This is a genomic window from Proteus sp. FME41, from assembly GCF_014897315.1.
Taxonomy (GTDB): domain Bacteria; phylum Pseudomonadota; class Gammaproteobacteria; order Enterobacterales; family Enterobacteriaceae; genus Proteus.
On record NZ_JABUYL010000014.1, the window covers coordinates 76,873 to 101,576 of the forward strand.

General features: G+C 38.8%; 25 protein-coding genes and 1 pseudogene. 11 read left to right on the forward strand and 15 right to left on the reverse strand.

Annotation, left to right across the window (positions count from 1 at the left end; all coding sequences use genetic code 11):
* Nucleotides 1-51: 51 nt before the first annotated feature.
* From rfaD to INT04_RS13665, 4 genes are read left to right on the forward strand one after another with little or no spacing between them, the layout of a single operon-like run.
* Nucleotides 52-990 (forward strand): ADP-glyceromanno-heptose 6-epimerase, encoded by a 939-nt coding sequence (rfaD, locus tag INT04_RS13650; protein ID WP_193016659.1) that lies wholly within the window; start codon nt 52-54, stop codon nt 988-990.
* Nucleotides 991-999: 9 nt separating this feature from the next.
* Nucleotides 1,000-2,049, forward strand: coding sequence for an ADP-heptose--LPS heptosyltransferase RfaF (gene rfaF / locus INT04_RS13655; RefSeq protein ID WP_193016660.1), 1,050 nt, complete (start codon nt 1,000-1,002; stop codon nt 2,047-2,049).
* On the forward strand, nt 2,046-3,002 hold the full coding sequence (gene rfaC, locus INT04_RS13660; RefSeq protein ID WP_193016661.1) for a lipopolysaccharide heptosyltransferase RfaC: 957 nt from the start codon (nt 2,046-2,048) through the stop codon (nt 3,000-3,002). Before rfaF ends, rfaC begins: the two co-directional genes overlap by 4 nt.
* Nucleotides 3,003-3,027: 25 nt before the next feature.
* Nucleotides 3,028-3,933, forward strand: coding sequence for a glycosyltransferase family 2 protein (locus INT04_RS13665; protein ID WP_193016662.1), 906 nt, complete (start codon nt 3,028-3,030; stop codon nt 3,931-3,933).
* On the opposite strand, the gene INT04_RS13670 is transcribed toward INT04_RS13665, so the two are convergent.
* From INT04_RS13670 to rfaQ, 5 genes and pseudogenes are all read right to left on the reverse strand, one after another.
* Nucleotides 3,926-5,002: a glycosyltransferase family 9 protein gene (locus INT04_RS13670; RefSeq protein ID WP_193016663.1), complete on the reverse strand. Its 1,077-nt coding sequence runs from the start codon at nt 5,000-5,002 to the stop codon at nt 3,926-3,928. The genes INT04_RS13665 and INT04_RS13670 overlap by 8 nt on opposite strands.
* A gap of 1 nt (nt 5,003) precedes the next feature.
* Nucleotides 5,004-5,961 (reverse strand): annotated as a pseudogene (locus INT04_RS13675) (polysaccharide deacetylase family protein).
* A 38-nt stretch (nt 5,962-5,999) separates the two neighbouring features.
* Complete coding sequence (locus tag INT04_RS13680; protein ID WP_193016664.1) at nt 6,000-7,103, reverse strand: glycosyltransferase; 1,104 nt, start codon at nt 7,101-7,103, stop codon at nt 6,000-6,002.
* Nucleotides 7,100-8,230: a glycosyltransferase family 4 protein gene (locus INT04_RS13685; RefSeq protein ID WP_193016665.1), complete on the reverse strand. Its 1,131-nt coding sequence runs from the start codon at nt 8,228-8,230 to the stop codon at nt 7,100-7,102. Before INT04_RS13685 ends, INT04_RS13680 begins: the two co-directional genes overlap by 4 nt.
* A complete protein-coding gene (gene rfaQ, locus INT04_RS13690) occupies nt 8,227-9,291 on the reverse strand; it encodes a putative lipopolysaccharide heptosyltransferase III (RefSeq protein WP_193016666.1) in 1,065 nt (354 codons plus the stop codon). The genes INT04_RS13685 and rfaQ overlap by 4 nt, the downstream gene beginning before the upstream one ends.
* 201 nt (nt 9,292-9,492) lie before the next feature.
* Between rfaQ and waaA the strand changes: the two genes are divergently transcribed.
* Genes waaA through coaD form a run of 3 tightly spaced genes read left to right on the forward strand, consistent with a single transcriptional unit; the run spans nt 9,493 to nt 12,024 of the window.
* Nucleotides 9,493-10,770, forward strand: a complete 1,278-nt coding sequence (gene waaA, locus INT04_RS13695; protein ID WP_193016667.1) for a lipid IV(A) 3-deoxy-D-manno-octulosonic acid transferase — start codon at nt 9,493-9,495, stop codon at nt 10,768-10,770.
* Nucleotides 10,770-11,549 carry a glycosyltransferase family 2 protein gene (locus INT04_RS13700; RefSeq protein WP_193016668.1) on the forward strand — a complete coding sequence of 260 codons (780 nt, stop codon included), beginning with the start codon at nt 10,770-10,772 and terminating at the stop codon, nt 11,547-11,549. The genes waaA and INT04_RS13700 overlap by 1 nt, the downstream gene beginning before the upstream one ends.
* Nucleotides 11,539-12,024 carry a pantetheine-phosphate adenylyltransferase gene (coaD, locus tag INT04_RS13705; protein WP_193016669.1) on the forward strand — a complete coding sequence of 162 codons (486 nt, stop codon included), beginning with the start codon at nt 11,539-11,541 and terminating at the stop codon, nt 12,022-12,024. The genes INT04_RS13700 and coaD overlap by 11 nt, the downstream gene beginning before the upstream one ends.
* Here coaD and mutM read toward each other — a convergent pair.
* On the reverse strand, nt 12,021-12,845 hold the full coding sequence (mutM, locus tag INT04_RS13710) for a bifunctional DNA-formamidopyrimidine glycosylase/DNA-(apurinic or apyrimidinic site) lyase (protein ID WP_193016670.1): 825 nt from the start codon (nt 12,843-12,845) through the stop codon (nt 12,021-12,023). The genes coaD and mutM overlap by 4 nt on opposite strands.
* Nucleotides 12,846-12,944: 99 nt before the next feature.
* On the opposite strand from mutM, the gene rfaL reads away from it, so the two are divergent.
* Nucleotides 12,945-14,198, forward strand: coding sequence for an O-antigen ligase RfaL (gene rfaL, locus INT04_RS13715; protein ID WP_193016671.1), 1,254 nt, complete (start codon nt 12,945-12,947; stop codon nt 14,196-14,198).
* A gap of 7 nt (nt 14,199-14,205) precedes the next feature.
* Here the strand turns inward: rfaL and INT04_RS13720 are convergent, their stop codons facing one another.
* The 7 genes from INT04_RS13720 to radC form a co-directional block, all read right to left on the reverse strand.
* Nucleotides 14,206-15,375 carry a glycosyltransferase family 4 protein gene (locus INT04_RS13720; RefSeq protein WP_193016696.1) on the reverse strand — a complete coding sequence of 390 codons (1,170 nt, stop codon included), beginning with the start codon at nt 15,373-15,375 and terminating at the stop codon, nt 14,206-14,208.
* Nucleotides 15,372-16,478 (reverse strand): glycosyltransferase family 4 protein, encoded by a 1,107-nt coding sequence (locus tag INT04_RS13725; protein ID WP_193016672.1) that lies wholly within the window; start codon nt 16,476-16,478, stop codon nt 15,372-15,374. The genes INT04_RS13720 and INT04_RS13725 overlap by 4 nt, the downstream gene beginning before the upstream one ends.
* Before the next feature lie 3 nt (nt 16,479-16,481).
* On the reverse strand, nt 16,482-17,483 hold the full coding sequence (locus tag INT04_RS13730; RefSeq protein ID WP_193016673.1) for a glycosyltransferase family 9 protein: 1,002 nt from the start codon (nt 17,481-17,483) through the stop codon (nt 16,482-16,484).
* Between the two features lie 138 nt (nt 17,484-17,621).
* Nucleotides 17,622-18,749 (reverse strand): glycosyltransferase family 4 protein, encoded by a 1,128-nt coding sequence (locus INT04_RS13735; protein WP_193016674.1) that lies wholly within the window; start codon nt 18,747-18,749, stop codon nt 17,622-17,624.
* 148 nt (nt 18,750-18,897) lie between these two features.
* Entirely contained in the window at nt 18,898-19,065 is a 168-nt protein-coding gene (rpmG, locus tag INT04_RS13740) for a 50S ribosomal protein L33 (protein ID WP_006534250.1), read from the reverse strand.
* An 11-nt stretch (nt 19,066-19,076) separates the two neighbouring features.
* Nucleotides 19,077-19,313 carry a 50S ribosomal protein L28 gene (rpmB, locus tag INT04_RS13745; RefSeq protein ID WP_193016675.1) on the reverse strand — a complete coding sequence of 79 codons (237 nt, stop codon included), beginning with the start codon at nt 19,311-19,313 and terminating at the stop codon, nt 19,077-19,079.
* Between the two features lie 246 nt (nt 19,314-19,559).
* On the reverse strand, nt 19,560-20,231 hold the full coding sequence (radC, locus tag INT04_RS13750) for a RadC family protein (RefSeq protein ID WP_193016676.1): 672 nt from the start codon (nt 20,229-20,231) through the stop codon (nt 19,560-19,562).
* Nucleotides 20,232-20,529: 298 nt separating this feature from the next.
* On the opposite strand from radC, the gene coaBC reads away from it, so the two are divergent.
* The 3 genes from coaBC to slmA all read left to right on the forward strand — a co-directional run bounded on the left by coaBC (nt 20,530) and on the right by slmA (nt 22,898).
* Complete coding sequence (coaBC, locus tag INT04_RS13755) at nt 20,530-21,741, forward strand: bifunctional phosphopantothenoylcysteine decarboxylase/phosphopantothenate--cysteine ligase CoaBC (RefSeq protein ID WP_193016677.1); 1,212 nt, start codon at nt 20,530-20,532, stop codon at nt 21,739-21,741.
* Nucleotides 21,725-22,183 (forward strand): dUTP diphosphatase, encoded by a 459-nt coding sequence (gene dut / locus INT04_RS13760; RefSeq protein WP_109409849.1) that lies wholly within the window; start codon nt 21,725-21,727, stop codon nt 22,181-22,183. The genes coaBC and dut overlap by 17 nt, the downstream gene beginning before the upstream one ends.
* Before the next feature lie 112 nt (nt 22,184-22,295).
* Nucleotides 22,296-22,898, forward strand: a complete 603-nt coding sequence (gene slmA, locus INT04_RS13765; protein WP_193016678.1) for a nucleoid occlusion factor SlmA — start codon at nt 22,296-22,298, stop codon at nt 22,896-22,898.
* Between the two features lie 309 nt (nt 22,899-23,207).
* Here slmA and pyrE read toward each other — a convergent pair whose 3' ends face one another.
* Nucleotides 23,208-23,852 carry an orotate phosphoribosyltransferase gene (gene pyrE, locus INT04_RS13770; protein ID WP_193016679.1) on the reverse strand — a complete coding sequence of 215 codons (645 nt, stop codon included), beginning with the start codon at nt 23,850-23,852 and terminating at the stop codon, nt 23,208-23,210.
* An 80-nt stretch (nt 23,853-23,932) separates the two neighbouring features.
* Complete coding sequence (gene rph, locus INT04_RS13775; protein WP_193016697.1) at nt 23,933-24,649, reverse strand: ribonuclease PH; 717 nt, start codon at nt 24,647-24,649, stop codon at nt 23,933-23,935.
* Between the last annotated feature and the right edge of the window lie 55 nt (nt 24,650-24,704).

Here is a 24,704-nt window from a genome sequence, read left to right on the forward strand (position 1 = left end):
TTATTATAGACCTAGAGCTAATTTTTAGATTTTATATGAAGGGGTAGCCACATGATTATCGTCACGGGCGGTGCAGGTTTTATCGGCAGCAATATTGTTAAAGCATTAAATGATGAAGGTTATACTGATATCTTAGTTGTTGATAACCTTAAAGATGGCACCAAATTTGTGAATTTGGTTGATCTCAATATCACTGATTACATGGATAAAGAAGACTTTATTGCTAGCGTTGTTGCGGGTGATGATTTCGGTGATATTGATGCGGTTTTCCATGAAGGCGCTTGCTCTTCCACCACTGAGTGGGATGGCAAATATATGATGGATAACAACTATCAATATTCTAAAGAGCTACTTCATTTTTGTCTTGAACGCCAAATTCCTTTCTTATATGCCTCTTCTGCTGCAACTTATGGGGGTCGTACAGATAACTTTATCGAAGATAGAAAATATGAAGCGCCTTTAAATGTCTATGGCTATTCAAAATTCTTATTCGATGAATATGTACGCCAGATCTTACCTGAAGCAGATTCAATGATTTGTGGCTTCCGTTATTTTAATGTTTATGGCCCTCGTGAAGGACATAAAGGTGGCATGGCAAGTGTTGCGTTCCATTTAAATAACCAAGTAAATGCGGGCCAAAATCCAAAATTATTTGAAGGTAGCGAAACCTTCCAACGTGATTTTATTTATGTTGGGGATGTGGCTGCGGTTAATTTATGGTTCTGGCGTAATAATGTATCCGGTATTTTTAACTGTGGTACAGGCCGTGCTGAATCATTCCAAGCTGTTGCCGATGCCGTTATTGCTCATCATAAAGATAAAGATCTTTCTATTGAACATATTGAGTTCCCTGAGAAATTAAAAGGTCGTTATCAAGCCTTTACACAAGCTGATTTAACAAATTTACGTAAAACGGGTTATACCGCACCTTTTAAAACAGTTGCTGAAGGCGTAGCGCTTTATATGCAATGGTTAAATCAAGGTAAGTAATCACTGTTTATGAAAATCTTTGTGGTAGGGCCTTCATGGGTCGGGGACATGATGATGTCCCAAAGTCTTTATCGTACATTGAAAGCATTACATCCTGCGGCAACGATTGATGTGATGGCACCGGCATGGTGCCGCCCATTACTCGAAAAAATGCCAGAAGTTGATAATGCGATCCCGATGCCATTAGGCCATGGTGCTTTAGCCATTGGTGAGCGCCGTCGTTTAGGAAAACAATTAAAAGCGCAAGGTTATACTCACGCTTATGTATTACCCAACTCGTTTAAGTCTGCATTAGTGCCTTTCTTTGCAGATATTCCTAAACGCACAGGATGGCGTGGAGAAATGCGCTATGGGCTATTAAATGATTTACGCCCTTTAGATAAAGACGCCTTTCCACTGATGGTTGAACGCTATGTAGCGCTAGCTTATGACAAACAAAAGGTGCAAAAAGCGACTGATTTACCGCAACCTCTGTTATGGCCTAAGTTATCCGTTATCGAGAGTGATATCTCTACCACATTGAGTCAATTTTCATTATCGACTCAACGTCCTGCGATTGGTTTTTGCCCAGGTGCTGAATTTGGCCCCGCTAAACGTTGGCCTCATTACCATTACGCTGCTTTAGCACAGAAACTGATTGAGCAAGGCTATCAAATCTTCTTATTTGGCTCTCAAAAAGATAAAGAAGCAGGCGAAGAAATAAAACAAGCCTTAACGTCAGAAGCACGTGAAGCGTGTTTTAATCTTGCGGGTGAAACCAGTCTTGAGCAAGCCGTTAATTTGATTGCATCGTGTAAAGCTGTTGTTAGTAATGACTCAGGTTTAATGCATGTGGCTGCCGCGTTAGCGCGTCCATTAGTCGCCCTTTATGGCCCAAGTAGCCCTGATTTTACACCACCTTTATCAGATAAAGCGCGCGTGATCCGTTTAATTACTGGCTATCACAAAGTACGTAAAGGGGATGCTGAACAAGGTTATCACCAAAGCTTAATTGATATTCAGCCAGAGAAAGTTTTTGCTGAGTTAGATAATTTACTGTCAACGGAGCCAACAGTGTGAAACGGGTGTTAATTGTCAAAACCTCATCTATGGGAGATGTTTTACATACATTGCCCGCATTAACAGACGCCATAAACACATATCCCGATATTCGTTTTGATTGGGTTGTCGAAGAAGGTTTTGCACAAATCCCAAGCTGGCATCAAGCTGTTGATACAGTTATTCCTGTGGCAATACGCCGTTGGCGAAAAAATTGGTTTAGTGCGCCTATTCGTGCTGAACGCGCACAATTTCGTCGTGCTATTCAAGCTCCTCATTATGATGCCGTTATTGATGCGCAAGGGTTACTGAAAAGTGCATTTTTGGTCACTCGATACGCCAAAGGCACTAAACATGGTTATTCTCGTCAATGCGCCCGTGAGCCTTTAGCAAGTTTCTTTTACGATATTCGCCACGATGTCAGTAAAAAAATGCATGCGGTTGAACGAATTCGCCAACTATTTGCACTAAGCTTAAATTATCCGATCCCACAGTCTCAGGGGGATTATGGTATTGCACAGCATTTTCGCTCACTTCCTACCTTTGATGAGCGCCCTTATCTGGTATTCTTGCACGCAACAACCCGTGATGAAAAACATTGGCCTGAATCCCATTGGCGAGAATTAATCGCCCTACTTGATGATTCTGGAGTACGTATTAAATTACCTTGGGGTGCAGAGCATGAGCATCAACGAGCCATTCGCCTAGCAAAAGATTTTGACTACGTTGATGTGTTACCGAAGATGTCGTTAGCTCAAGTGGCTCAAGTTATTGCGGGTGCTAAAAGCGTCGTTTCTGTTGATACAGGATTAAGCCATTTAACGGCCGCACTGGATAAGCCGAATATCACCTTATTTGGCCCTACCGATCCCGGTTTAATTGGCGGTTACGGTAAAGCCCAAACTTCTGTAAAAGCAGAAGGTGGGGATATTGGGGAGATTCGTGCACAGCAGATATTCACTCTTTTAACTTAAAATATGGACTATTTGGTTTAACTAAATGAAAAAATTATCAATTATTGTCAATATTAAAGATTTAGAACATGTTATCTCTAAGTGCTTAGAAAGCATTGAAGCATCATTAGAATTTTATCCTAACTCCGAGTATGAGATATTAATGATTGATGATAATTCAACTGATAACACACCTGAAATACTCAAATTTTTTGAAAGAAAAAATTTATCTTTTAAATATATTAGAACAACTTTTTGTAATCTAGGTAAGGCAAGAAAATACGCAATATCCCAATGCACTGGAGATTATATTACTTTTATTGATGGTGATGATTTTATTGCCACAGTTGATTTTTCTAAATTAGCTCCAATTTTAGATAAACAACCTGATATCATTATTACAGGATTAAACGAAGTATTTAAAAAAGACGATGAAGTGATTAAAACTACACTTGAAAAACCATTATTTTTAAATAGAAACCAAGCTATTACTCATTTTTTAATCCATAAAAAATATCAGGCTCATTTATGTGGAAAATTTTTTAAAAGTGAAATTTTAAAATCAATTGATTATCCAGAAGTATATTGTTATGAAGATGCTTTTGCTTTTCCAGATATATTAAATAACAGTAATAACATTGTATATTTAGAAGGAAAATTCTATAATTACATTAAAGATGATAACAGTTTATCCAATAACATAAATACTAAAAAAATAGACCTAATGGCTGATGTCATCTTGAAGATGTATCAAGTTTTTCCTAATGATTTTTATAATTTAATTAGTTGTCATGCTATCGAACACTTATTAAAATATAACACTCAATTAAGTAACCATAAGCAATTAAAGAACAAAATAGAAAAAATAAAGATACTAAATTTTCTATTTGATTTTAATATTAGAACTAGTTTTAAGAAAAAATACATCTTATATAAAATAAGATCTAATTGATTTTAATATAGTTTATGGTGCTATCAAATACCTCATCAACAGTGATATTATTCATTGTTTTGATAGTACCATCTAAAGATATTTCATTCTTTTTAATCACCTTATGTAAATCCTTATCTTGATAAGGACCTGTCCATTTTGGATCAGCTGTTACAAATAGACTAATTGTAGGTACCTGTAACGCTATTGCTAAATGCAGAGGCCCAGTATCTCCCGTTACCAATACATCCATTATTTTTATCTGGCTTAATAAATTAGGTAATGAAGTTTTACCTACTAAGTTTTCAATATTGCTATGATATTTTTCTGGTAATAATACAAAAAACGCCTCCGGCAATTCTAACTCTCTTGGTGAACCAATTAGCTTAATCTGTAGCAATGAGTCACTATCAATAAGTTTTTGAGCTAGCTCTACAAAGTATTTAATAGGCCATCTACGTTCTTGCGTTGATGCCCCCATCTGAAATCCAATAATATGATAATTTCCTTTATCTAGTTGTTCTATTTCACAAGGAAGTTCCATTCTTGTTTCAGCACTATCAATTCCTAAATAATGAATAAGATTAAGTTTCGTTTGAATAATATGCCCTATTCCTGGTTGATGTTCAGCAACAATCCATTTTTGAAACCATTCAGGAATAACTTGAAAAGTATTACGTAAAATATACTGACAACCCGCCATTACGGCAAATAACACATCATACGGAAGATGTGAATGTAGAATAATCGCTAACTCAGGTTTATATTTTTTTGCCTGTAAAGCAATGGGAAGTAAATTTTTTATTTTATTATCCCAAAAAACCACACTGTCTATTTGGTCATAATTCTCGACTAATAATCTATTTTTTTCGCTGGAAACCAACGTGATATGTGCATCAGGATAATGCGATCGGATCGCTCTTATTGCGGGAGTATTAAACATAAAATCTCCCAGTGCAGTCGTAGAAAAAATAAGAATACTGTTAAATTGAATGTCAGATGAGAATGTTTCTGTTTTTTTCATCTTGCCAAAAAGTGGGTTATAAATATTTAAAAAATTATGTACCCATTTTAATTTCTTTAACTTCATCTTATTTTGCCTGTATCTTACTTTGATAATACTCAGCTAACGTCATTCCCTGCACTTTATCTGATACTAAATAACATTTCTAAATCGTGATATAACCCTTCAATCTCTTTTTCAGTACGAAATGTTGGACTACCACCTGGCATAAACTCAGAGGAGTGCAACATAAATTCAATATGGTCATGGCCTTGTGCTAACGATTTTTCAACAACCTCTATCATTTGTTGGGCATTTCCACCTTTAGGACGAAGCCAATTCACTGAAGGAGCGCGTTGCTTGCCTCTTAATTTATCATAACCTTGTTTAACTTTATTCATTAACGGCGAGTGCTTATATTGAATGCTCATCGGCACTTCTAGCAACGTTGAATGACCTGATTTGGTAATATCTTCCAGATCCATAAAATAAGCATGGCTTGGAAAATCCGTATAATTACTTCCCCCTGATTGTGCAGGATCACCTTTGGTAAAACGCCAATCCACCTTTGGTGTCACAGAACAATCAACTTGATAACCAAACTCAACCAATAATTGTGCATAAATCTCATTAAATGCCCAACGCCCCGCACGATGACTTAACATTTTAGTTTGCAGTTTATCTTCAAGTAAGCGCGTCATTAACGCGATTTTTTCTCGCATTTGATCTTTAGGATATTCGATTAGATAAGGCTGATAATGCAGATCATCATCGGTTAACGGTGTTAATGGTGGGCTATTCCAAGCATGTAAGTGCATACCAATTTCACCCGTATTACGCGCAATAACATCACGAGCAAACTCAATATAGGCTTCATCCATCACCATTTCATAATTGGTCAGCCAAACAGGTTTAAAATAGAAGCGCTCACAAAGTTGCTGAAAACGGGGTAAAAAATGCGTATTTTGAGTAGTAATATCACGCTCATTTTCCCAAAGATTATCGCCTTCGGTATCTAATGTGATAATAAATGCTGGTTTAGTCATTAAAATACCTTTTACGCCTTCTTGAGAAATAAATAACTTTATGACTTAATGAGTGATATATACTGATCAATCACTTCATCAATATCAAATTTTTGGTACATTTCTGGTGTAATTTCAGGTGGCGTAAAATAAACTAATCGTATCTTTTCTGCTAACGATGTTGCATTTAACTCTGCTTTATAATTAGCCAGCTCACCTTCCATAATTTCACCAATACCACCGGGACAGTTGGTACTCACAATCGGTGTATTACAAATCAAAGATTCAACCAACACGTTACCTAAACCTTCGCTGTCAGAGCTTAAAACAACCGCTTTTGCGTCTTTAATAACAGCAAATGGGTTTGATAAAAAACCAATTAAACTCACCTTATCTTCTAAATTAAGCTCTGCTATTTTATTTTTAATTTTAGTTGTCACTTCTGAAGAGCCTTGCCCTGCAATAAATAATTTACAAGGTAGATCTGCTAACGCAAATGCCTCTAATAATCGATCATGTCGTTTAACTTCATGAAAACGACCAATATGCAGTAAATAATCTTGCCCTTGATAAGAATTACTTTCTAACGCTAGATTTCTAATTTCTTGAATATCAAACGGATTATAAATTGTTTTTAATTGTTGTGGTGATATCCCCACGTTTTGGATCAAATCCTGTCCAGCCGCATTGGAAACCGTAATAATATTTTTCTCTTGGTATACTTTTTGGATCTTCTTTTGTTTTAACCAACGAGAAAAACCGGTTTTATTACCTAAATAAGATTGGGAAAATATGCCATGAATACAATACCACGTATTTTTATCTGCCAACTCTTTAGATAAAGCAACAATCCTATCAGTCTTATGCAAATTCGAAACAACAAGTGATGGAACACCTTTACGTGCAAATAGGGATTTCAGTGTATTATCCATCGATTTGGCTCGACGTTTTAGTTCAGTTTGTCGATGAAATACTCCTCGATAACTATCTGCATCAATCAATAATTCAATATTAGCGGGAATAGAATAATCACATTTTTCGGCTAAAGAGAGTAGCGTAACGGTATAACCACGCTGGCTTAAGCCATGACATAGCCTGATAGTGACATTTTCAGCACCACCACCTGGTAATCCATCAATAATAAAAAGGATATGTTCCTTCATAAACTAAGAACCTTTTGGTAAAGCCCAATTAGTTGTTGAGATAAATGCTCTGGCGTATAAGGCAATATCTTGTTTCGGGCAGCTTTAGACATTCTATTATCAAGATTATCGGCAGAAATTGTTTCTATTGCACTGACCATTGCCGAAATATCTAGTGCATCAGTGACAAAACCATTAATACCTTGTTCAATAAATTCAGAGCCACCGCAAGTATAACTAGTAATCACTGGTAAGCCACATGCCATTGCTTCTAAAACAACATTAGGAAAAGGATCATATAAAGTGGGTAACAATAAACCATCTGCCATTTGATATAAAGGTAAGGTGTCTTTTTGCACACCTAAAAAATGAACTCGATCATGACTTTTTAATTGATGAGCAAGTTGCTGATATTTTTTCTGCTCTTTATCTTGTCCAACCACAATCAAATGTGCACTTGTACAACTGATTGCTTCTATGGCCGCTTTTAAGCCTTTACGTTCAAACCCAGAACCCACATAAATAAAACATTTTGCTTCAACAGGAATATGGTATTGCTGGCGTAATTGCTCACGATAAAGTGTTGTTGCAGGAAAAAACCGCTGATTATCAATCGCATTATAAATTACGCTAATGCGCTCACTTTCAATTCCAAAGTCTTCCATCACTTCACGTTTCACCATTTCTGAATTACATATAACGCGTTTTAATTCTGGTGAATGATACATCTCTTTTTCAGACTTCATTACATAGCGGTGATAACAACTATTAAGCAGTAATTGACTACGTAATGGACTTAACACTCGTGATCGTTGTAATAACCAGCGACGATGAACACCGTCTCCCGCACGATAAATATCGCATCCAGCAATACGCTCATGGCTTTGTACTAAATCGAACTGTTCTTTTTGCCAGCATTGCCTTGCACCTTGAGCAAAACCTTTCTCACGACTAATCCGCCCCCATTTCATTGGATTGACAACATGAATATGCCACTGAGGCTGTACTGCACCAATCCATGAGCGCGTGATCACATTAAGTTCTACGGCTTGATTATCTAATGCCTCAAGTGCTCGCGAAACAAATCGTTCTGCCCCCCCATCAGGTCGGTATTTTTGACGTACTATAGCCAATCGGAATGAATTCATTTTAGTTGTCCCCTTACGGCATTCAGTACATCTTCGACAGGTATTAAACTGAGATAACGTATTTGTGTGTTGGTATTGACATCATCAGGATCAGGGAGTTCACCATAATTTCCTGCCCATAATACGTCACCAATATGTTCCCATGGCGACCAGTGAAATAATTTTGATGGTCCAAAGAGTGCAATAAGGGGAGTTTTAAGTGCGGCAGCCATATGCATGGGAACGGAATCAACCCCAATAAATAAGCGTGCCTCATCAATTAGCGCTGCAAGTTGAGGTAAAGAGAGTTGTCCTGATAATGAGACGACATGATTTGAAGTACACTTTTTAATTATAGTATTAACCATCTCGTGCTCTTTTTGATCAGGGCCTGATGTTAAAATAATTTGGTTTCCTTCCTGTTCCAAAGTATCAATTAATTCTGACCATTTACCTTCATCCCAACATTTAAAAAACCATCGAGATGTCGGTTGAATAACAATATAAGAACTCAACACGTTATGTTCTTTTAATCTTTCGATAACAATTTGTTTATCTTGATGGCTATACGCCATTGATACTTGAGTATCCGTTTTAGGCAATTGTAATGGCTGCAAGAGTGCTAAATTTTGCTCAACAATATGTTGAGTATAAACGGAGTCTAATGGGATCAAATGGGTAAAACATTTTTTCCAAATAGGACTTTGGCGTTTATAAATATCATACCCAATACGAATTTTGGCTCCGGTAAAACGGGTTATTATCGCGCTATTCCACTGATCGGCTAAGTTTATAACAACATCATATTGTTGATTTCTTAAGTCTGTTAGTAATTTCCACTCATGACGTAATCTTGCCAGTTTTCCCTCTTTTTTCCACGCTTTATCTATTACAAAGATATGATGAATAGAAGAAAAGTGCTCAATCATTGGCATAGTTTCTTTATTGATTAGGACATCAACTTCCGCATTTGGAAAATTAGCTTTTAATGTATTAATAACAGGAGTAATCAATAAAGTATCACCATGATGTCGTAACTTAATAATAAGAACCCGTTGTATTAACTTCATTTTTTCACTCATAACATTCCAAATGAACACAAATAATTAATAATATGATTTGATTATAAAAAAAATTCTATCAAGTTTCCTGAATAAAGCCTGTTAAAATTAATAAAAAAGCATTATACCGCGTTGTTTATTGCCACAACGTTTGTTTTTACACACTTTCTACTACACAGTGTGATACTATAAGCGTTCGTCCAGATAAGTGAATTTGATAGCATGTTGTTGCGTTTATATCAGGTACTTCTTTACCTTATTCAACCTCTGATTTGGTTGCGTCTTTTATTACGCAGCCGTAAAGCACCCGCCTACCGCAAACGGTGGGCAGAGCGCTATGGCTTTTGCAAAGGCAAAGTCGTGCCTCAAGGGATATTATTGCATTCTGTCTCTGTGGGTGAAACACTCGCCGCAGTGCCACTTGTTCGCGCCCTTCGTCATCACTATCCTGATTTGCCGATAACGGTCACCACCATGACACCAACCGGCTCAGAACGGGTTCGTTCTGCATTTGGTGATGATGTTTACCATGTCTACCTTCCTTATGATTTACCCGGGTCAGTTAATCGTTTTCTTAAAACGGTCGATCCGAAATTGGTTATCATTATGGAAACAGAATTGTGGCCTAACCTAATTTCAAAACTACATCAACGAAAAATCCCGTTGATTATCGCCAATGCACGTTTATCTGAACGCTCTGCGGCGGGTTACCAAAAACTAGGCAATTTCGTCAAAACAATGCTTCAAAAAATCACCTTAATTGCCGCTCAAAACCAAGAAGATGGTGAGCGATTTATCGAATTAGGGCTTAAACGTTCACATTTACACGTTACGGGTAGCCTTAAATTTGATATTTCTGTCACCCCAGAATTAGCTGCTAGAGCCGTTGCTTTACGTCGCCAATGGGCTGCTCACCGCCCAGTTTGGATTGCAACAAGCACCCATGAAGGTGAAGAAAGCATTGTTTTAGAAACACATAAAAAACTACTGGTACCATTTCCACAACTGCTATTAATTTTAGTGCCTCGGCATCCAGAACGTTTTCCTAAAGCAGAACAACTCACACGTGAAGCAGGATTAAAATATACCTTACGAAGCACTGACACCGTACCCGATGCACAGACGCAAGTGGTTATTGGTGACACCATGGGTGAACTGATGTTGCTTTACGGTATTGCAGATCTCGCTTTTGTTGGGGGGAGTTTAGTTGAGCGTGGTGGTCATAATCCGTTAGAGGCTGCTGCTCATGCTATCCCTGTTATTATGGGCCCACATACTTTTAATTTTAAAAATATCTGTGCCAAACTCGATCAAGCTGAAGGCCTAATTACTGTCACAGACAGTGAATCGATGGCAACCGCGATCGCCTCTTTACTTAATGATGAAGATTACCGTCGTTACTATGGTCGTCATGCAGTTGAAGTACTTCATGAAAACCAAGGGGCGTTAGTACGTTTACTCTCCCTACTTTCACCTTATCTTCCTCCTCGGAGTCACTAATGAGCCAGAGCAAACGCCTTTCTGTGGTGATGATCAGTAAAAACGCTGCTGATGTCATTGGTGAATGCTTAGACTCGGTTCAATGGGCTGATGAAATCATTGTGTTAGATTCAGGTAGCCAAGATAACACCTGTCGAATTGCGACAGAGAAAGGGGCAAAAGTCTTTGTCAACAGTGAGTGGCCTGGGTTTGGTAAGCAACGTCAACTGGCACAGCAATATGCTACCAGCGATTATATTTTTATGATTGATAGTGATGAACGTGTCACACCTGAACTCAAAGCCAGTATCCTCGCGATATTGCAACAACCTGAAGATAATGTGGTGTATAACTGCGCTCGCCGTAATTTATTTATGGGGCGATTTATGAAACACAGTGGTTGGTATCCCGATAAAGTCACTCGTTTATATGCTCGTGAACGTTATCAATATAACAACAATTTAGTTCATGAATCGTTAGAAACGCAGGAAGCAACAGTAAAAACATTACAAGGTGATCTTTTACATCTTACCTGTCGTGATCTCATGGAATTTCAGCAAAAACAGCTAAAATATGCCACTGAATGGGCAAAAGAGCGTCATCAGCAAGGTAAAAGAACTCGTTATAGCTCAATCTTAAGCCATACTTTAGGTGCCTTTTTTAAAACTTGGCTGTTAAGAATGGGTTTTTTAGATGGAAAACAAGGTTTGATATTGGCATTAGTTAACGCACAGTATACCTTTAACAAATACGCCTCTTTATGGGAACTTAGCCAGAAGGCTGTAAATCATGAAAAATAAAGCTATCTATCCCGGAACATTCGACCCTATCACGTATGGTCATATTGATATTTTAACCCGTGCTGCCGGTATGTTTGATACGGTTTTATTAGCTATTGCCGATAGTGCTCGTAAAAACCCGATGTTTACGTTAGAAGAACGTGTTGATTTAGCCAGAGAAGTAACGAGCCATTTACCGAACGTTGAAGTCGTTGGTTTTAGTGAGCTAATGGCAAATTTTGCCAAACAGCAACAAGCCACTATTTTAATTCGTGGTGTTCGTAGCGTTTCTGACTTTGAATATGAATGGCAACTGGCGAATATGAACCGTCACTTTGCACCTGATCTTGATAGTGTGTTTCTACTGCCATCTCAAAATCTTTCGTTTGTCTCTTCATCATTAATTAAAGATGTGGCACGCCATGACGGTGATGTCTCTACGTTCTTACCTGAAGCCGTCACCACCGCAATGCTAAAAAAATTAGGTAAAATTTAGCCTTCACTTTCACCGTGTTGGCAATGTCGGCAGAAAAAGGTGCTACGCTGCCCCTGTTTAATGCTTTCAATCAGTTGTCCGCAAATCAAACAAGGTTTGTCTTTACGCCCATAAACAAAGAGCTCTTGCGCAAAATAACCGGGCTTACCATCAGACTGCAGAAAATCTTTCAATGTGGTGCCGCCTTGCTCAATGGAGCGTGTTAATACCCGTTTGATCGCTGTAACAAGAACCTCACACTCTTCTTGCGTTAAGCTATTGGCTTTTCTATCAGGCATAATACCGGATGAAAATAGTGCCTCATTAGCATAAATATTGCCGACACCAACAACTAATTTATTATCCATTAACCACGGCTTGACGGCTGTTTTTTTATTTTTACTGTGTTGATACAGATATTCTGCATTAAACCCATCAGAAAGCGGTTCTGGCCCTAAATGGGCTAAGACTGAACTAGTGGCGAGATCTTCACACCATAACCACGTACCAAAGCGTCGCGGATCGGTATAACGCAGTACTTTACCATCACGAAAAATCAAATCGATATGATCGTGTTTTTCTTCTGGTTGTTCTTCTAATAAAATACGCACACTTCCTGACATCCCTAAATGGATAATGATCCACCCTGTATTAAGCTCTATTAGCAGGTACTTAGCACGACGCTTTACACTTAAAATAGGCTCATCCAGTAACGTTTTTATTTTTTCAGAGACTGGCCAGCGTAATTTACTATTGCGCACAATGGCATAGTGCAACACATTACCCACAAGATGAGGCTCGATACCTCGGCGACTGGTTTCAACTTCCGGTAATTCAGGCACAGGTGACTCCATGATTATCAGATAAGAGATACAGCGATAATATCATTTTTATTGTATGATCAGCTTCCCTAAAAGTAGAAAGGACGATAGCAGATTATTATGATGGTGTTTAAAGAGTATAGTAAAAAATCCCTTTGGAATTTATCCATTATTGGGCTTTACATTATATTGATCTACTTACCGGATATCACCCGTTATAAAAATATTATGATGGGATTAATTGGTGCAACCGCACTGTGGTATTTGGTGCGTGATTTTAAGGCTATCTGCAAAATATTTAAAAATAATCTGTCATTCTCACTACTGTTTTTATTGTTGGTGATTGGTTATTCCATCGTGATTTCTGTCGAGCCCAGTATCAGTATAAAAGAGATTAATAAGCCGATACTCAATGGGTTACTGCTTTTTGCCGTGACTTTCCCAATTGTACTGTATAAAGAAAAACCGGCTGATATTGCCAAGATGGTAATGGTGGCTTTTGCGATTGGATTGCTGGTGATTATGACAACGGAGTTGGTTCAGTATTATTTAGAATATCAGAGAGGTATTTTTTTATTTAGTAATAAGAGTCATAACCAACATAGAGAAATATCCTATGCCCTTCTCTTCTTTTTTCCTATTGTATTAGCGTTATGGTCAATAAAAAAAAGAAATTCTATTATCAATTGGCTATTGTTAATTATTATTAGTTTATCTTTTATTTTTATAATGTTAGGAACGTTAGCTCGTGGTGCATGGGTAGCATTAACAATCAGCATATTATTAATTTTAATTATTAATAAGCAAAAATTGTTACTAACAATCGTTTTTTTCTTATGCATTATCTTATTCATAAGTATAATGAAAACACCAAAAAATCATTTTTTTAGTGAAAAACTCTACTTTAAATTAACACAAACAACTAGTGGAAATCGATTTAATAACGGCACTCAAGGCGCAGCGTTAGATCTTATTTTAGAACACCCGATTAAAGGCTATGGTTATGGTAATCAGCTCTACCATAACGTTTATAATGAACGTATTAAAGACCATAAAAATTGGATTTTTAAAAAATCCATAGGCCCCCATAATATCTTTTTAGCCTTTTGGTTTGCAGGCGGTATATTAGGGCTATTGGGTATTCTCTATTTCTGCTCTTCGATGATTGCCCAAGGTATCCAGCTAATAAGAAAAAACTCAGGGATTATTCGTCAAGCCGCTCTTGTATTACTGATGTCTTTTTTAGGAGTCTATGTACTGCGAGGCTTATTTGAAAATGCGTATATCAATCAGGTGGGTATTTTGGTGGGATTAATGTTGGCATTACGCCACTCACTCCTAAATCATCAGTCAGTCACGCCATCAGATAAATAATAATAAATTACTTAATTAACTTCTCTATTGTTTTTAATATCGTCTCAGCCCGCTTATCCCAGTTGTAATAGTTTTCAACCAGGGAGCGGGCATGGGCTGTTTTTTCTTTAGCTCGCTGCGGGTTTTCTCTTAGTTGCACTATCTGTTTAGCAAAACTCTGCGCATCGCCGCTGTCTGCAAAACTTACCGCTTTCTCATCCACAACATCGCGGATTGATGGAAAATCTGAAATCACTACCGGCTTTTCCATCGCCATATATTCAAATAACTTGAGTGGCGAAGTGTAACGACTGCCAATGCTGGTTAATGTAAGGGGAAGTACACAGATATCATGCTGATCAATCGCTTCAAAGCGTTTTTTCGGGTCAATAAACCCCAAGAAATTTACTTTATCTTTTACATCCATTTCTTGCGCTAATAAGGTCAACCCTTCAATCTGTTCAGGCGTTCCTCCTGCGATATTCAGCCTTGCATTATCGAGGTATTTCATTGCTCGCATCATGGTCGGAATACCCTTCCATTTATGCAAACTCCCTAAATACAAAACCTCAGTGAAGCTTTTTTCTAATAAAGGGGGGGTAACCTGGCAATCAGCCACAGCGTGTAAATCAACACCATCTGGAGCTACTGTTATTGGCGTAATAACTTGATACTGCGAAACAATATCATCTCTTAATAATGAAGTAAGAACAAAAATACCCGTCGCTCGACTGTAAACTAACTTCTCCATTTTTAATAGCTTATGGTATTTTGCGCGATTCTTTTTTTTCTCAAATGAATGAGATTCTGCAAAAGATTGAGCGAAAATTTCATGACTCTCAAAAAAGAGAGGAATTTCTGGATAATTCTCACAAAGGTAACACGCTAGTTTTAAATTACGGGTAAACAATGCATCAACGTTATTTTGCTTTACCCAGCGAGCTATCTGTAATGAGAAAAGCTTTTGTGAATTAAACGGAAAATACCATTTACGCCGAATATCTCTTAGAGAAACTAAGCTGGCATTAGAATGAATTAAACGACCTAATATATCGCTATCTCGATATTGTCCTTTCGGCGTGACCAATGTCACTTGAGCGCCCATTCGAGCAAATGCATCAACATTTTGCAGTATCTGCAATGAAGCAACACGTAAATCAGGAACCGGATAAGGATCAAGATAGGCGATTTTCATTATGATAACGCCAATGCCTGTAATAAACGTTGTGCTGAATGTTGCCAAGTATAACGTGATTCTATGCGTAAACGAGCCTGCTCACCCATACTTTTACCTCGGTCTGGTAATTCACGAAGATGATTAATCGCCATCACAATTTCATCGGCACTACCTGGTGCGACTAGAAGCCCAGCGGTGCCTTCATTACCGACCACTTCAGGAATACCCCCGATATGGCTCGCAATGACGGGTTTCGCACACGCCATCGCTTCTGCAATCGTAATACCGAAGGCTTCATCGCCTGTACTCGGGAAAATCCCCGCATCACTGGCTGCATAAAACTCAGGTAAGATAGTATGTTCAACGGGTTGATGAAAAATAACTTGTTCTGCAATGCCTTTAGCAATAGCTTTCTTTTTTAATCGTTCAAGATCATCACCCGCACCGATAATCAAGAGTTTAATATCTTCACCTTTTAACTGCTCGATGGCATCGATTGCGACACTTAAGCCTTTCCAACCGACTAATCGCCCAGCAAATGAGAGTAGAAAAGTAGACTCACCTATTCCTAATTGCTCACGCAACGAGGTAACCATTGGCTTAAATTTTTCAATATCCACACCATTATAAATCACACTTGGAAACTGTTTAAAATGATGTTGGATTTGCCAAGCGTTAAAATGACTGCACGCGACCCATGCTGAAATCTGTTTACCTAATCGGCGATCACCTTTAAAAAAACTGGTTCCCCCACTCATATAACAAAAACGTGTTGAAGAGGATTTAGGCATCATAGAAGGCCAAAAAAAGTCAAAAGGCTTGGTTAAAATCACCCAATCAAAATGTTGGCTAATCACCTCTTTTTTGGCATGACGAGCAAACGTGTAGCGTTCAACAATGCGACGAAAGCGACCACCAAGATCAATCACGTTATCTCTTGGTGTATAAGGGTAAGTGTGAATTTGTATTTGGCGTCCGCCTAAATCATGTCGAATATCGCCATTGCCACCATAAAGATGAATTTCATGTCCGGCATCATGCAATTGCTTAGCCAGCTCCCAAACCGCAGTTTGGATCCCGCCATAAGACATGGTGATTGTGACATCAATTATGCCGATCTTCATGGATTACTTTTTCACCTTCATTTCGTTAATAATATTACGCACTGCATTCCACACGTCTTCGACTGATATCTCAGCCATATTGTCTTCACGATGAGCCATTTCTAACGGCGTTGGATGTTGGATCACTTGACAACAAGAATGTTGTAATGGTGCCAAATAACATCCTGGATGGTAGCTATGGTATAACGCCACCATCGGAATATCTAAAGCGCCTGCTAAATGTGTTGGCCCGGTATCCACCCCCACATAAAGCGATAAATTTGCCATAATTGCGGCATTTTGGCGCATCGAAACACGCCCCGCTAAAGCTAAGCAACGCGCTTCACCGATTTTTTTAGCTAAATCAAGTGATAATTGTTCGCTTTCCTTACCCCCTAATAGCAAAAAATAAGCATGTTCGTCATGGGAAATAATCTGCTTTGCTAATTGCAAAAAGTTCTCCACAGGCCAATCTCTATAGGCTTTAGCGGGAAAGCTTTGTAACTGAAAACCAATAATATTCTTATTAATTAATGAATTATCTTTTAAAAATTGTTGTGCGAAGATTGCTTCCTCATCACTGACAAAGTAACGTAACTGCCAACAACTCGGATTAATCTTTAATGCATTAATTAATAAAGCACGTTCTTTTTGTGCCACCATAGGCACATTTGGGCGCGCTACCCATGTTATATCACCTTGCTGTTGCGATTTATCAGCAAAAGCAACGGTATGCCGAGATTGACGCCGTGCATAACTCACTAGTTCGCTATCATTACCGTACACTAACGCCAAATCATAAGGTTTATTGGGCAACCAACCAGACCAAATAGCTCTTTTTTTAGAAAAAAGGCTAATACGATCAATATCGGGATTGTGCTCAAGAATGCATGCACTACGCTTATGTGCAAGCACATGAATATTTGCCTTAGGCCAACGTTTTTTTAATGCACAGATAACTGGCGTGATCAGTAATGTATCACCGAAACGCGCTATCGCTATAACCAATATATTGTTTGGATCCATATGCTTTTTATTTGGCTTAAATGATACATTTACTTCTCAGACTATACACTAAAAAGTATTACAAATATTCATCAATAGGATGAATACACTCCGTTGATAATAGGGATAATCGTTTCACGACTTTATTATCAACATTAATCATACTGATTTATTTTTGTCATTGATTGCTTGAATAAATATCTTTTCCATCTTATCCAACATATTATTCAAGCCAAAATAGGAAACAGCATGTTCAAGTGCCGCGTTGCCCATTTGTTCACGTAATATTTCTGACTTCATTAATTTAGCAAGGTAACTTGTTAGTGTCTCTTGTACCTGTGGTGCTAAGGTAAAACCCGTTTTACCATCAATCACGGCTTCACTAATGGCACCCACCGTTGTAGAAACCACAGGCAAACCACATGCCATTGCCTGCATAATTCCTTGCGGTACCCCCTCATTACCAAAAGACGGTAATGCAAATAAATCCATTGCATTTAAACAATCAGGTACATCATTACGATTACCTAAAAAGAAAATACTCTGCGTTAATCCCGCTTCTTTAACCATGGGTTCTAAATTTTTACGTTGTGGTCCATCACCAACAAAAATTAATTGCCAATCAGGAAACTGCTGGTGTAACGATTTCCATGCTTCGACTAAATATTTATGTCCTTTCCACACTCGCATAGTTGCCACAATCCCTAATGTTGGCTTATTAGGGATACCTATTTTCTCTCTGGCATGCTGTTTATCCTGAGGAAAGAAACGTTGTAAATCAATCCCAGTCGGCACTGAGGTCATTTTTTCTAACGGAAATCGATTATATTGATGCAGTGTGTGGCGTAATTTTTCACCCGTTGTCACAATATGGGCGCTAGACGAAAGGTAAAGCCAACGAGTGGGTAATGAACGCGAAACATCCGTAGAAACATGCCGAGTACGAACCACAACGGGCGAATGCCGTAATGTGGCGCAAGAAACAGCCACTAACCATGCATCAGTAGAACTGTGGGTATTGATAACATCAAATTGATGACCGTATGACTTTAGCCATTGGCGAAGCGCTTTTAATGCTGAGGCGCGCTTTTTTTCAATCGGTAATGTAACAACCTCAATACCATAATCAGGTGCTGCCTTAGCAATTTTGGATGTGGGGCAACACACAAGTACAACTCGGTGCCCTCTGCGGATCATACCTTGAGCCTCAGTCAGTATACGAATTTCCTGACCACCCCATCCACAAGATGATTCTGTATGTAATATTGATAAAACTGACTTACTCATCCGCAATCCATTCACCTGATGATTCAAAGGAGCCATAGTATAGCCAAAGAGTAAGCTAAGATCACAATAGCTTTACTTTGTTATACTTAGCAGGCTTTAGATAACAAAAAACCCGACACAAAGGTCGGGTTTTTTAAGAAAGCTAAAATTATTTAATTTTAGCTTCTTTATAAAGCACATGTTGACGAACAACTGGATCGAATTTTTTCATTTCCAGTTTTTCTGGCATAGTGCGTTTGTTCTTCGTAGTGGTATAGAAGTGACCTGTACCAGCAGAAGAGACGAGTTTAATTTTCTCGCGAATACCTTTAGCCATTTTTCAGCTCCTTAGAACTTCTCACCACGGGCACGTAAATCTGTTAATACAGATTCGATCCCTTTCTTATCAATCACACGCATACCTTTAGCAGATACACGCAGAGTTACGAAACGTTTCTCAGACTCAACCCAGAAACGGTGAGAGTGCAGGTTTGGCAGAAAACGGCGTTTAGTCGCGTTTAATGCGTGAGAGCGATTGTTTCCGCTCACAGGACGCTTGCCGGTAACTTGGCAGACTCGGGACATGTCTATTCTCCAAAAATCTAATCAGCTCGAGCTTTAATATCAGGTTTGACCGCCTCGTCAGGCTTTGGAGCCTATCTCAGCAACTTTTAACGATTGAAAAACTGTGTAAACACCCCAGAAAAAATTTGCTGAGATAGGCTCTTCTCGCCAAACCCGAGATCCTCAAAGGTGGCGTAGTATACGCCCAATGGCCTCAACGCTCAAGACCCGTACAAATAAAGATTGACAATAATTACAAAAAATTTGCTATAACCAACCGCGCTCAGCAAAAGAAACACAGTTATCATGCCCGATAACAAGGTGATCGAGTACATTTACACCCACTAGCTGACAGGCCGCAAAAATTTTTTCTGTTATTTGTTTATCTGCAAGGCTTGGTTCGCAAATACCAGAAGGGTGATTATGGGCAAGAATAATCGATGTTGCATTCTTTTTTATTGATTGGCGCACAATTTCTCTAGGATGGACCTCTACGCGATTAATCGTTCCTTTAAACATCTCTTCAAAAGTAATCAATTGATTTTGATTATCAAGAAAAAGCACCACAAACACTTCTCGCTCTCGCCAATTCAGTAATTTTTGTAAATAATATTTTGTCTCTTCAGAAGAAGAAAGCACATTTTTATACATAAATTGTGTTGTTGCAAAGCGCTGTGCCATTTCATTAATTGCTTGCAACTGAGTAAATTTACCCACACCAACACCTTTAAAACGCCCCAACGTTTCATAATCAGCATTAATAACATGATACAGTGAGCCGCACTCTTTTAGTAAAAATGCGGCAAGCTCTAATACAGACTTTTCATAAGTTCCTGTACGTAAAAAAAGCGCAAGTAACTCAATATCGGAGAGGGATTCAACGCCATAAAGTAGTAATTTTTCTCTGGGTAAAAGTACACTAACTGATTGATTTTCCATCCATGGTCTCCTTAATAGAGGTAGATCGTCGTCGTGGCCTATTTTATTTACAACATTAGCCCTGATATTGACCTTTTTAATCACACATCATTAAATGCTAATCATAAAACAACTGTTGTTTTATACAGGTGAATTACTATAAACTGCTTATGTTGTATGAAAAAGACACAGATTAAATTTATGCGAGATAGCCCGCATAAATTTAATCTATAAAACATTGAGTTACATAGAATTCCGAATTCAGGGTTACCTTGTGGTAAAATTACGGACAATTATTTATGTACTTAGGCATTTCATCATGACTACACTTCACAACAAAAAGATTATTCTTGGTATTAGTGGTGGTATTGCGGCCTATAAAGCGCCAGAACTTGTACGCCGCTTACGTGAGAAAGGTGCAATTGTGCGAGTTGTAATGACACCCGCAGCTCATGCATTTGTGACACCGTTGTCACTACAAGCTGTTTCTGGTTTTCCTGTTGCGGATGATTTACTTGATCCAGCAGCAGAAGCCGCTATGGGGCATATTGAATTAGGTAAATGGGCTGATTTAATTCTACTTGCACCTGCTACTGCCGATCTTATTGCACGTTTACGAGTGGGTATGGCAAATGATTTACTTACCACACTCTGTTTAGCTAGTAGTGCGCCTATTGCGATTGCACCTGCAATGAACCAGCAGATGTATCGAGCGGCTATTACACAAGAGAATTTATCCGCTTTAGAACAACGTGGGAGTTTAATTTGGGGACCTGATTCAGGTAGTCAAGCGTGTGGTGATGTGGGCCCAGGCCGAATGCTAGACCCGTTAGAACTGGTAGCATTGACTGAAAAACAGCTTGCCTTACAACCACAAGACTTTACCGGTAAAAAGATTACGATCACCGCAGGACCTACTCGTGAAGCCCTAGATCCAGTGCGTTTTATCAGTAATCATAGCTCTGGAAAAATGGGCTTTGCAATTGCACAAGCCGCCGCACAACGAGGGGCAGATGTTACCCTAATTGCTGGCCCTGTCACATTACCGACACCCGCTTGTGTTAAACGTATTGATGTAGAAAGTGCGCAAGAAATGTATGAACAAGTGATGACTCTCGCACCTTCACAAGATATTTTTATTGGCTGTGCAGCCGTTGCCGATTATCGCGCTAAACTTATTGCGGCTGAAAAAATAAAAAAACAAGGTGATGAAGTCACCCTCACTATGGTAAAAAACCCCGACATTGTTGCCAGTGTCGGAAAAATGATTGAGCACCGTCCTTTTGTTGTTGGATTTGCAGCCGAAACCCAGAATGTGGAAGAATATGCCCGCAAAAAACGAGAACAGAAACAACTCGATTTAATCTGTGCCAATGATGTTTCATTAGAAAATCAAGGCTTTAACAGTGACAATAATGCATTACACCTTATTTGGGCTAATGGAGAAACGCGTTTACCACACAGTAGTAAAGCACAACTTAGCCATCGCCTACTTGACGAGATAGCCAAACACTATGATGAAAAAAATTGATGTTAAAATTCTTGATGCTCGTATTGGTCAAGAATATCCACTTCCTGCTTATGCCACAACAGGCTCTGCTGGTTTAGATTTACGTGCTTGCCTTGATGCACCATTAGTACTTGAACCGGGGCAAACTGAATTATTACCGACAGGTCTCGCTGTACATATTGCCGATGAAGGTTTAGCAGCAATGGTGCTTCCTCGTTCAGGCTTAGGCCATAAACACGGTGTTGTATTAGGTAACTTAGTTGGACTGATTGATTCTGACTACCAAGGTCAACTGATGGTCTCTGTTTGGAATCGTGGACAAAAAGCGTTTACTATCGAACCGGGTGAACGTATTGCTCAAATGGTGATTGTACCTGTTGTTCAAGCTGAATTTAATATTGTTGAAGATTTTACCGCAACGGAACGTGGTAGCGGCGGTTTTGGTCATTCTGGCCGTCAATAATAACGACGTCTTGCATTAATTATATCAATGACGATATCACTCCCTTTGCACTCATAACTTAAGTGCAAAGGTTTACTGATTTGTTTTGCTTTTAGCAGGGGCCTTATCAGTCATGGCAGAAGAAAAAGAAACCAAAAAGAAAAGAAATAGACGGGATGAAATTTTACAATCACTTGCTCAAATGTTGGAGTCAAGTGAAGGTAGCCAACGTATCACGACGGCAAAACTTGCGGCAACTGTCGGTGTATCTGAAGCAGCACTCTATCGACACTTTCCAAGTAAGACCAAAATGTTTGATAGCTTGATCGAGTTTATCGAAGATAGTCTAGTCTCCCGTATTAATTTGATCTTAAAAGATGAGAAGGAAACTGTTGCAAGAATTCGTTTAATTCTTATCTTGATCCTCGGTTTTGCTGAAAAAAACCCAGGACTATCTCGTATTTTAACAGGTCATGCTTTGATGTTTGAGCAAGACAGGTTGCAAGGGCGAATAAATCAACTTTATGAGCGTATTGAAGTTCAGCTCCGACAAGTGATTAAAGAGCGTAAAATTCGTGAGGGTAATGCATTCTTACATGATGAAGCCTTGCTCGCCTCACAACTGCTCGCTTTTTGTGAAGGTATGCTAGCGCGCTTTGTACGCACTGAGTTTCGCTACCAACCGACTCAAGAATTTGAAGCCCGTTGGCCATTAATATTGGCACAGTTACAATGAAATGATGGACTCGTGATTTAACTCAAGAATTTGAAATTGACAGATATGCCGTTTTTTTCTTATTTGTGTTAACATGCGTCCTCTGATACATAAGTATCTAAATATATTTATCGGGAATGGCATTCGTGCAATCCCTGCATAGTGGCATCGTGACTTACTTTGCCCCTGCGGTAAAAGCCCTTTCTATATTTCAATATCTGTGGTAATTATCACAGAAGATTCATTGTACTACTCACCCCGCCCATTATTGGGCGAGGGCTTTTTTTTATCTTGCTAATCAACCGACTCGTTTATCGTTTTTTGACTTTATTAATTGACGCCATAGCGCTCACGATAAGCCTTAACTGCAGGTAAATGCTCTGATAACGTCTCACTTTCACTTAAGTAACTGATTAAGTCATCTAAGGTAATAATTGAATACACTTGGCACTGATAATCCCGTTTTAACTCTTGTATGGCAGAAAGTGATTCACGTCCTTTTTCTTGTCTATCTAAGCTCAACAGTACAGCTGAAAGTTTTGCATTATGCTGTCTAATAATTTCCATTGATTCACGAATTGCAGTACCTGCTGTGATAACATCATCAACAATCACAACATTACCTTTCAGTGGACTCCCGACTAATGTTCCCCCTTCACCATGATCTTTAGCTTCCTTACGATTAAAGCAGTAAGGAATATCAATATCATGATGTTCAACTAATGCTACTGCCGTTGTGGTTGCAATGGGTATACCTTTATAAGCGGGTCCAAACAACACATCACAAGACACATTATTATCTAATAATGTTTGTGCGTAAAACTGCCCCAATAAAGCCAAATCACGCCCTGTATTAAATAAACCGGCATTAAAAAAGTAAGGACTCACCCTTCCTGATTTCAGCGTAAACTCACCAAATTTCAGGACATTTTTTGCTAATGCTAGTTCGATAAAGCGGCGTTGGTAGGCTTTCATTTTGTTCTCCTCTCGACGTGACTTGATGACAAATTTTAGGCATAAAAAAGGCGACTTCTCAGTCGCCTTTTTTATGAAATCTATTGCTTAAGCGCCTCATTTTGCGCTTCGAATATTTTCTCTAACCCCCCTCTTGCGAGAGCGAGTAATGATAATAACTCTTCGTGACTAAAGGGTTCACCCTCTGCCGTACCTTGAACTTCAATCATACGACCATCATCAATCATGACAACATTCATGTCAGTTTCTGCTGCTGAATCTTCAACGTATTCAAGGTCACATAATGGTTCACCATTAACAATACCCACAGAGACTGCAGCGACCATCGATTTAAGTGGGCTTTTTTTCAGTTTGCCTTCTGCAACCATTTTATTTAAAGCATCAACTAATGCCACACAAGCACCAGAGATAGAAGCTGTACGCGTACCACCATCGGCTTGGATAACATCACAGTCTACGGTGATGGTAAATTCACCCAATGCTTTTAAATCAACAGCAGCACGTAATGAGCGCGCAATTAAGCGTTGAATCTCCATCGTGCGACCAGTTTGTTTACCACGAGCCGCTTCACGAGCATTACGGCTATTGGTTGCACGAGGTAGCATGCCATATTCAGCGGTCACCCATCCTTGCCCTTGTCCTTTAAGAAAACGAGGTACACCGTCTTCTACAGTGGCATTACACAAGACTTTAGTATCACCAAATTCGACTAATACAGAACCTTCGGCATGTTTTGTATAATGGCGAGTAATAGTAATAGGACGTACTTGGTTTGCTTGTCTGTCTGCTGGACGCATAGTGTTATCTCCACTTTCTCTGACATATTGGGGGCGCATTATACGACCTAAAACG

What these genes read in the sequence shown, in the direction of transcription:
- rfaD (WP_193016659.1), top strand. Translation starts at nt 52, where the DNA reads ATGATTATCGTCACGGGCGGTGCAGGTTTTATCGGCAGCAATATTGTT.
- rfaF (WP_193016660.1), top strand. Translation starts at nt 1,000, where the DNA reads ATGAAAATCTTTGTGGTAGGGCCTTCATGGGTCGGGGACATGATGATG.
- INT04_RS13665 (WP_193016662.1), top strand. Translation starts at nt 3,028, where the DNA reads ATGAAAAAATTATCAATTATTGTCAATATTAAAGATTTAGAACATGTT.
- INT04_RS13670 (WP_193016663.1), bottom strand. Translation starts at nt 5,002, where the DNA reads ATGAAGTTAAAGAAATTAAAATGGGTACATAATTTTTTAAATATTTAT.
- INT04_RS13680 (WP_193016664.1), bottom strand. Translation starts at nt 7,103, where the DNA reads ATGAAGGAACATATCCTTTTTATTATTGATGGATTACCAGGTGGTGGT.
- INT04_RS13685 (WP_193016665.1), bottom strand. Translation starts at nt 8,230, where the DNA reads ATGAATTCATTCCGATTGGCTATAGTACGTCAAAAATACCGACCTGAT.
- rfaQ (WP_193016666.1), bottom strand. Translation starts at nt 9,291, where the DNA reads ATGAGTGAAAAAATGAAGTTAATACAACGGGTTCTTATTATTAAGTTA.
- waaA (WP_193016667.1), top strand. Translation starts at nt 9,493, where the DNA reads ATGTTGTTGCGTTTATATCAGGTACTTCTTTACCTTATTCAACCTCTG.
- INT04_RS13700 (WP_193016668.1), top strand. Translation starts at nt 10,770, where the DNA reads ATGAGCCAGAGCAAACGCCTTTCTGTGGTGATGATCAGTAAAAACGCT.
- coaD (WP_193016669.1), top strand. Translation starts at nt 11,539, where the DNA reads ATGAAAAATAAAGCTATCTATCCCGGAACATTCGACCCTATCACGTAT.
- rfaL (WP_193016671.1), top strand. Translation starts at nt 12,945, where the DNA reads ATGATGGTGTTTAAAGAGTATAGTAAAAAATCCCTTTGGAATTTATCC.
- INT04_RS13725 (WP_193016672.1), bottom strand. Translation starts at nt 16,478, where the DNA reads ATGAAGATCGGCATAATTGATGTCACAATCACCATGTCTTATGGCGGG.
- INT04_RS13730 (WP_193016673.1), bottom strand. Translation starts at nt 17,483, where the DNA reads ATGGATCCAAACAATATATTGGTTATAGCGATAGCGCGTTTCGGTGAT.
- INT04_RS13735 (WP_193016674.1), bottom strand. Translation starts at nt 18,749, where the DNA reads ATGAGTAAGTCAGTTTTATCAATATTACATACAGAATCATCTTGTGGA.
- rpmG (WP_006534250.1), bottom strand. Translation starts at nt 19,065, where the DNA reads ATGGCTAAAGGTATTCGCGAGAAAATTAAACTCGTCTCTTCTGCTGGT.
- rpmB (WP_193016675.1), bottom strand. Translation starts at nt 19,313, where the DNA reads ATGTCCCGAGTCTGCCAAGTTACCGGCAAGCGTCCTGTGAGCGGAAAC.
- radC (WP_193016676.1), bottom strand. Translation starts at nt 20,231, where the DNA reads ATGGAAAATCAATCAGTTAGTGTACTTTTACCCAGAGAAAAATTACTA.
- coaBC (WP_193016677.1), top strand. Translation starts at nt 20,530, where the DNA reads ATGACTACACTTCACAACAAAAAGATTATTCTTGGTATTAGTGGTGGT.
- dut (WP_109409849.1), top strand. Translation starts at nt 21,725, where the DNA reads ATGATGAAAAAAATTGATGTTAAAATTCTTGATGCTCGTATTGGTCAA.
- slmA (WP_193016678.1), top strand. Translation starts at nt 22,296, where the DNA reads ATGGCAGAAGAAAAAGAAACCAAAAAGAAAAGAAATAGACGGGATGAA.
- pyrE (WP_193016679.1), bottom strand. Translation starts at nt 23,852, where the DNA reads ATGAAAGCCTACCAACGCCGCTTTATCGAACTAGCATTAGCAAAAAAT.
- rph (WP_193016697.1), bottom strand. Translation starts at nt 24,649, where the DNA reads ATGCGTCCAGCAGACAGACAAGCAAACCAAGTACGTCCTATTACTATT.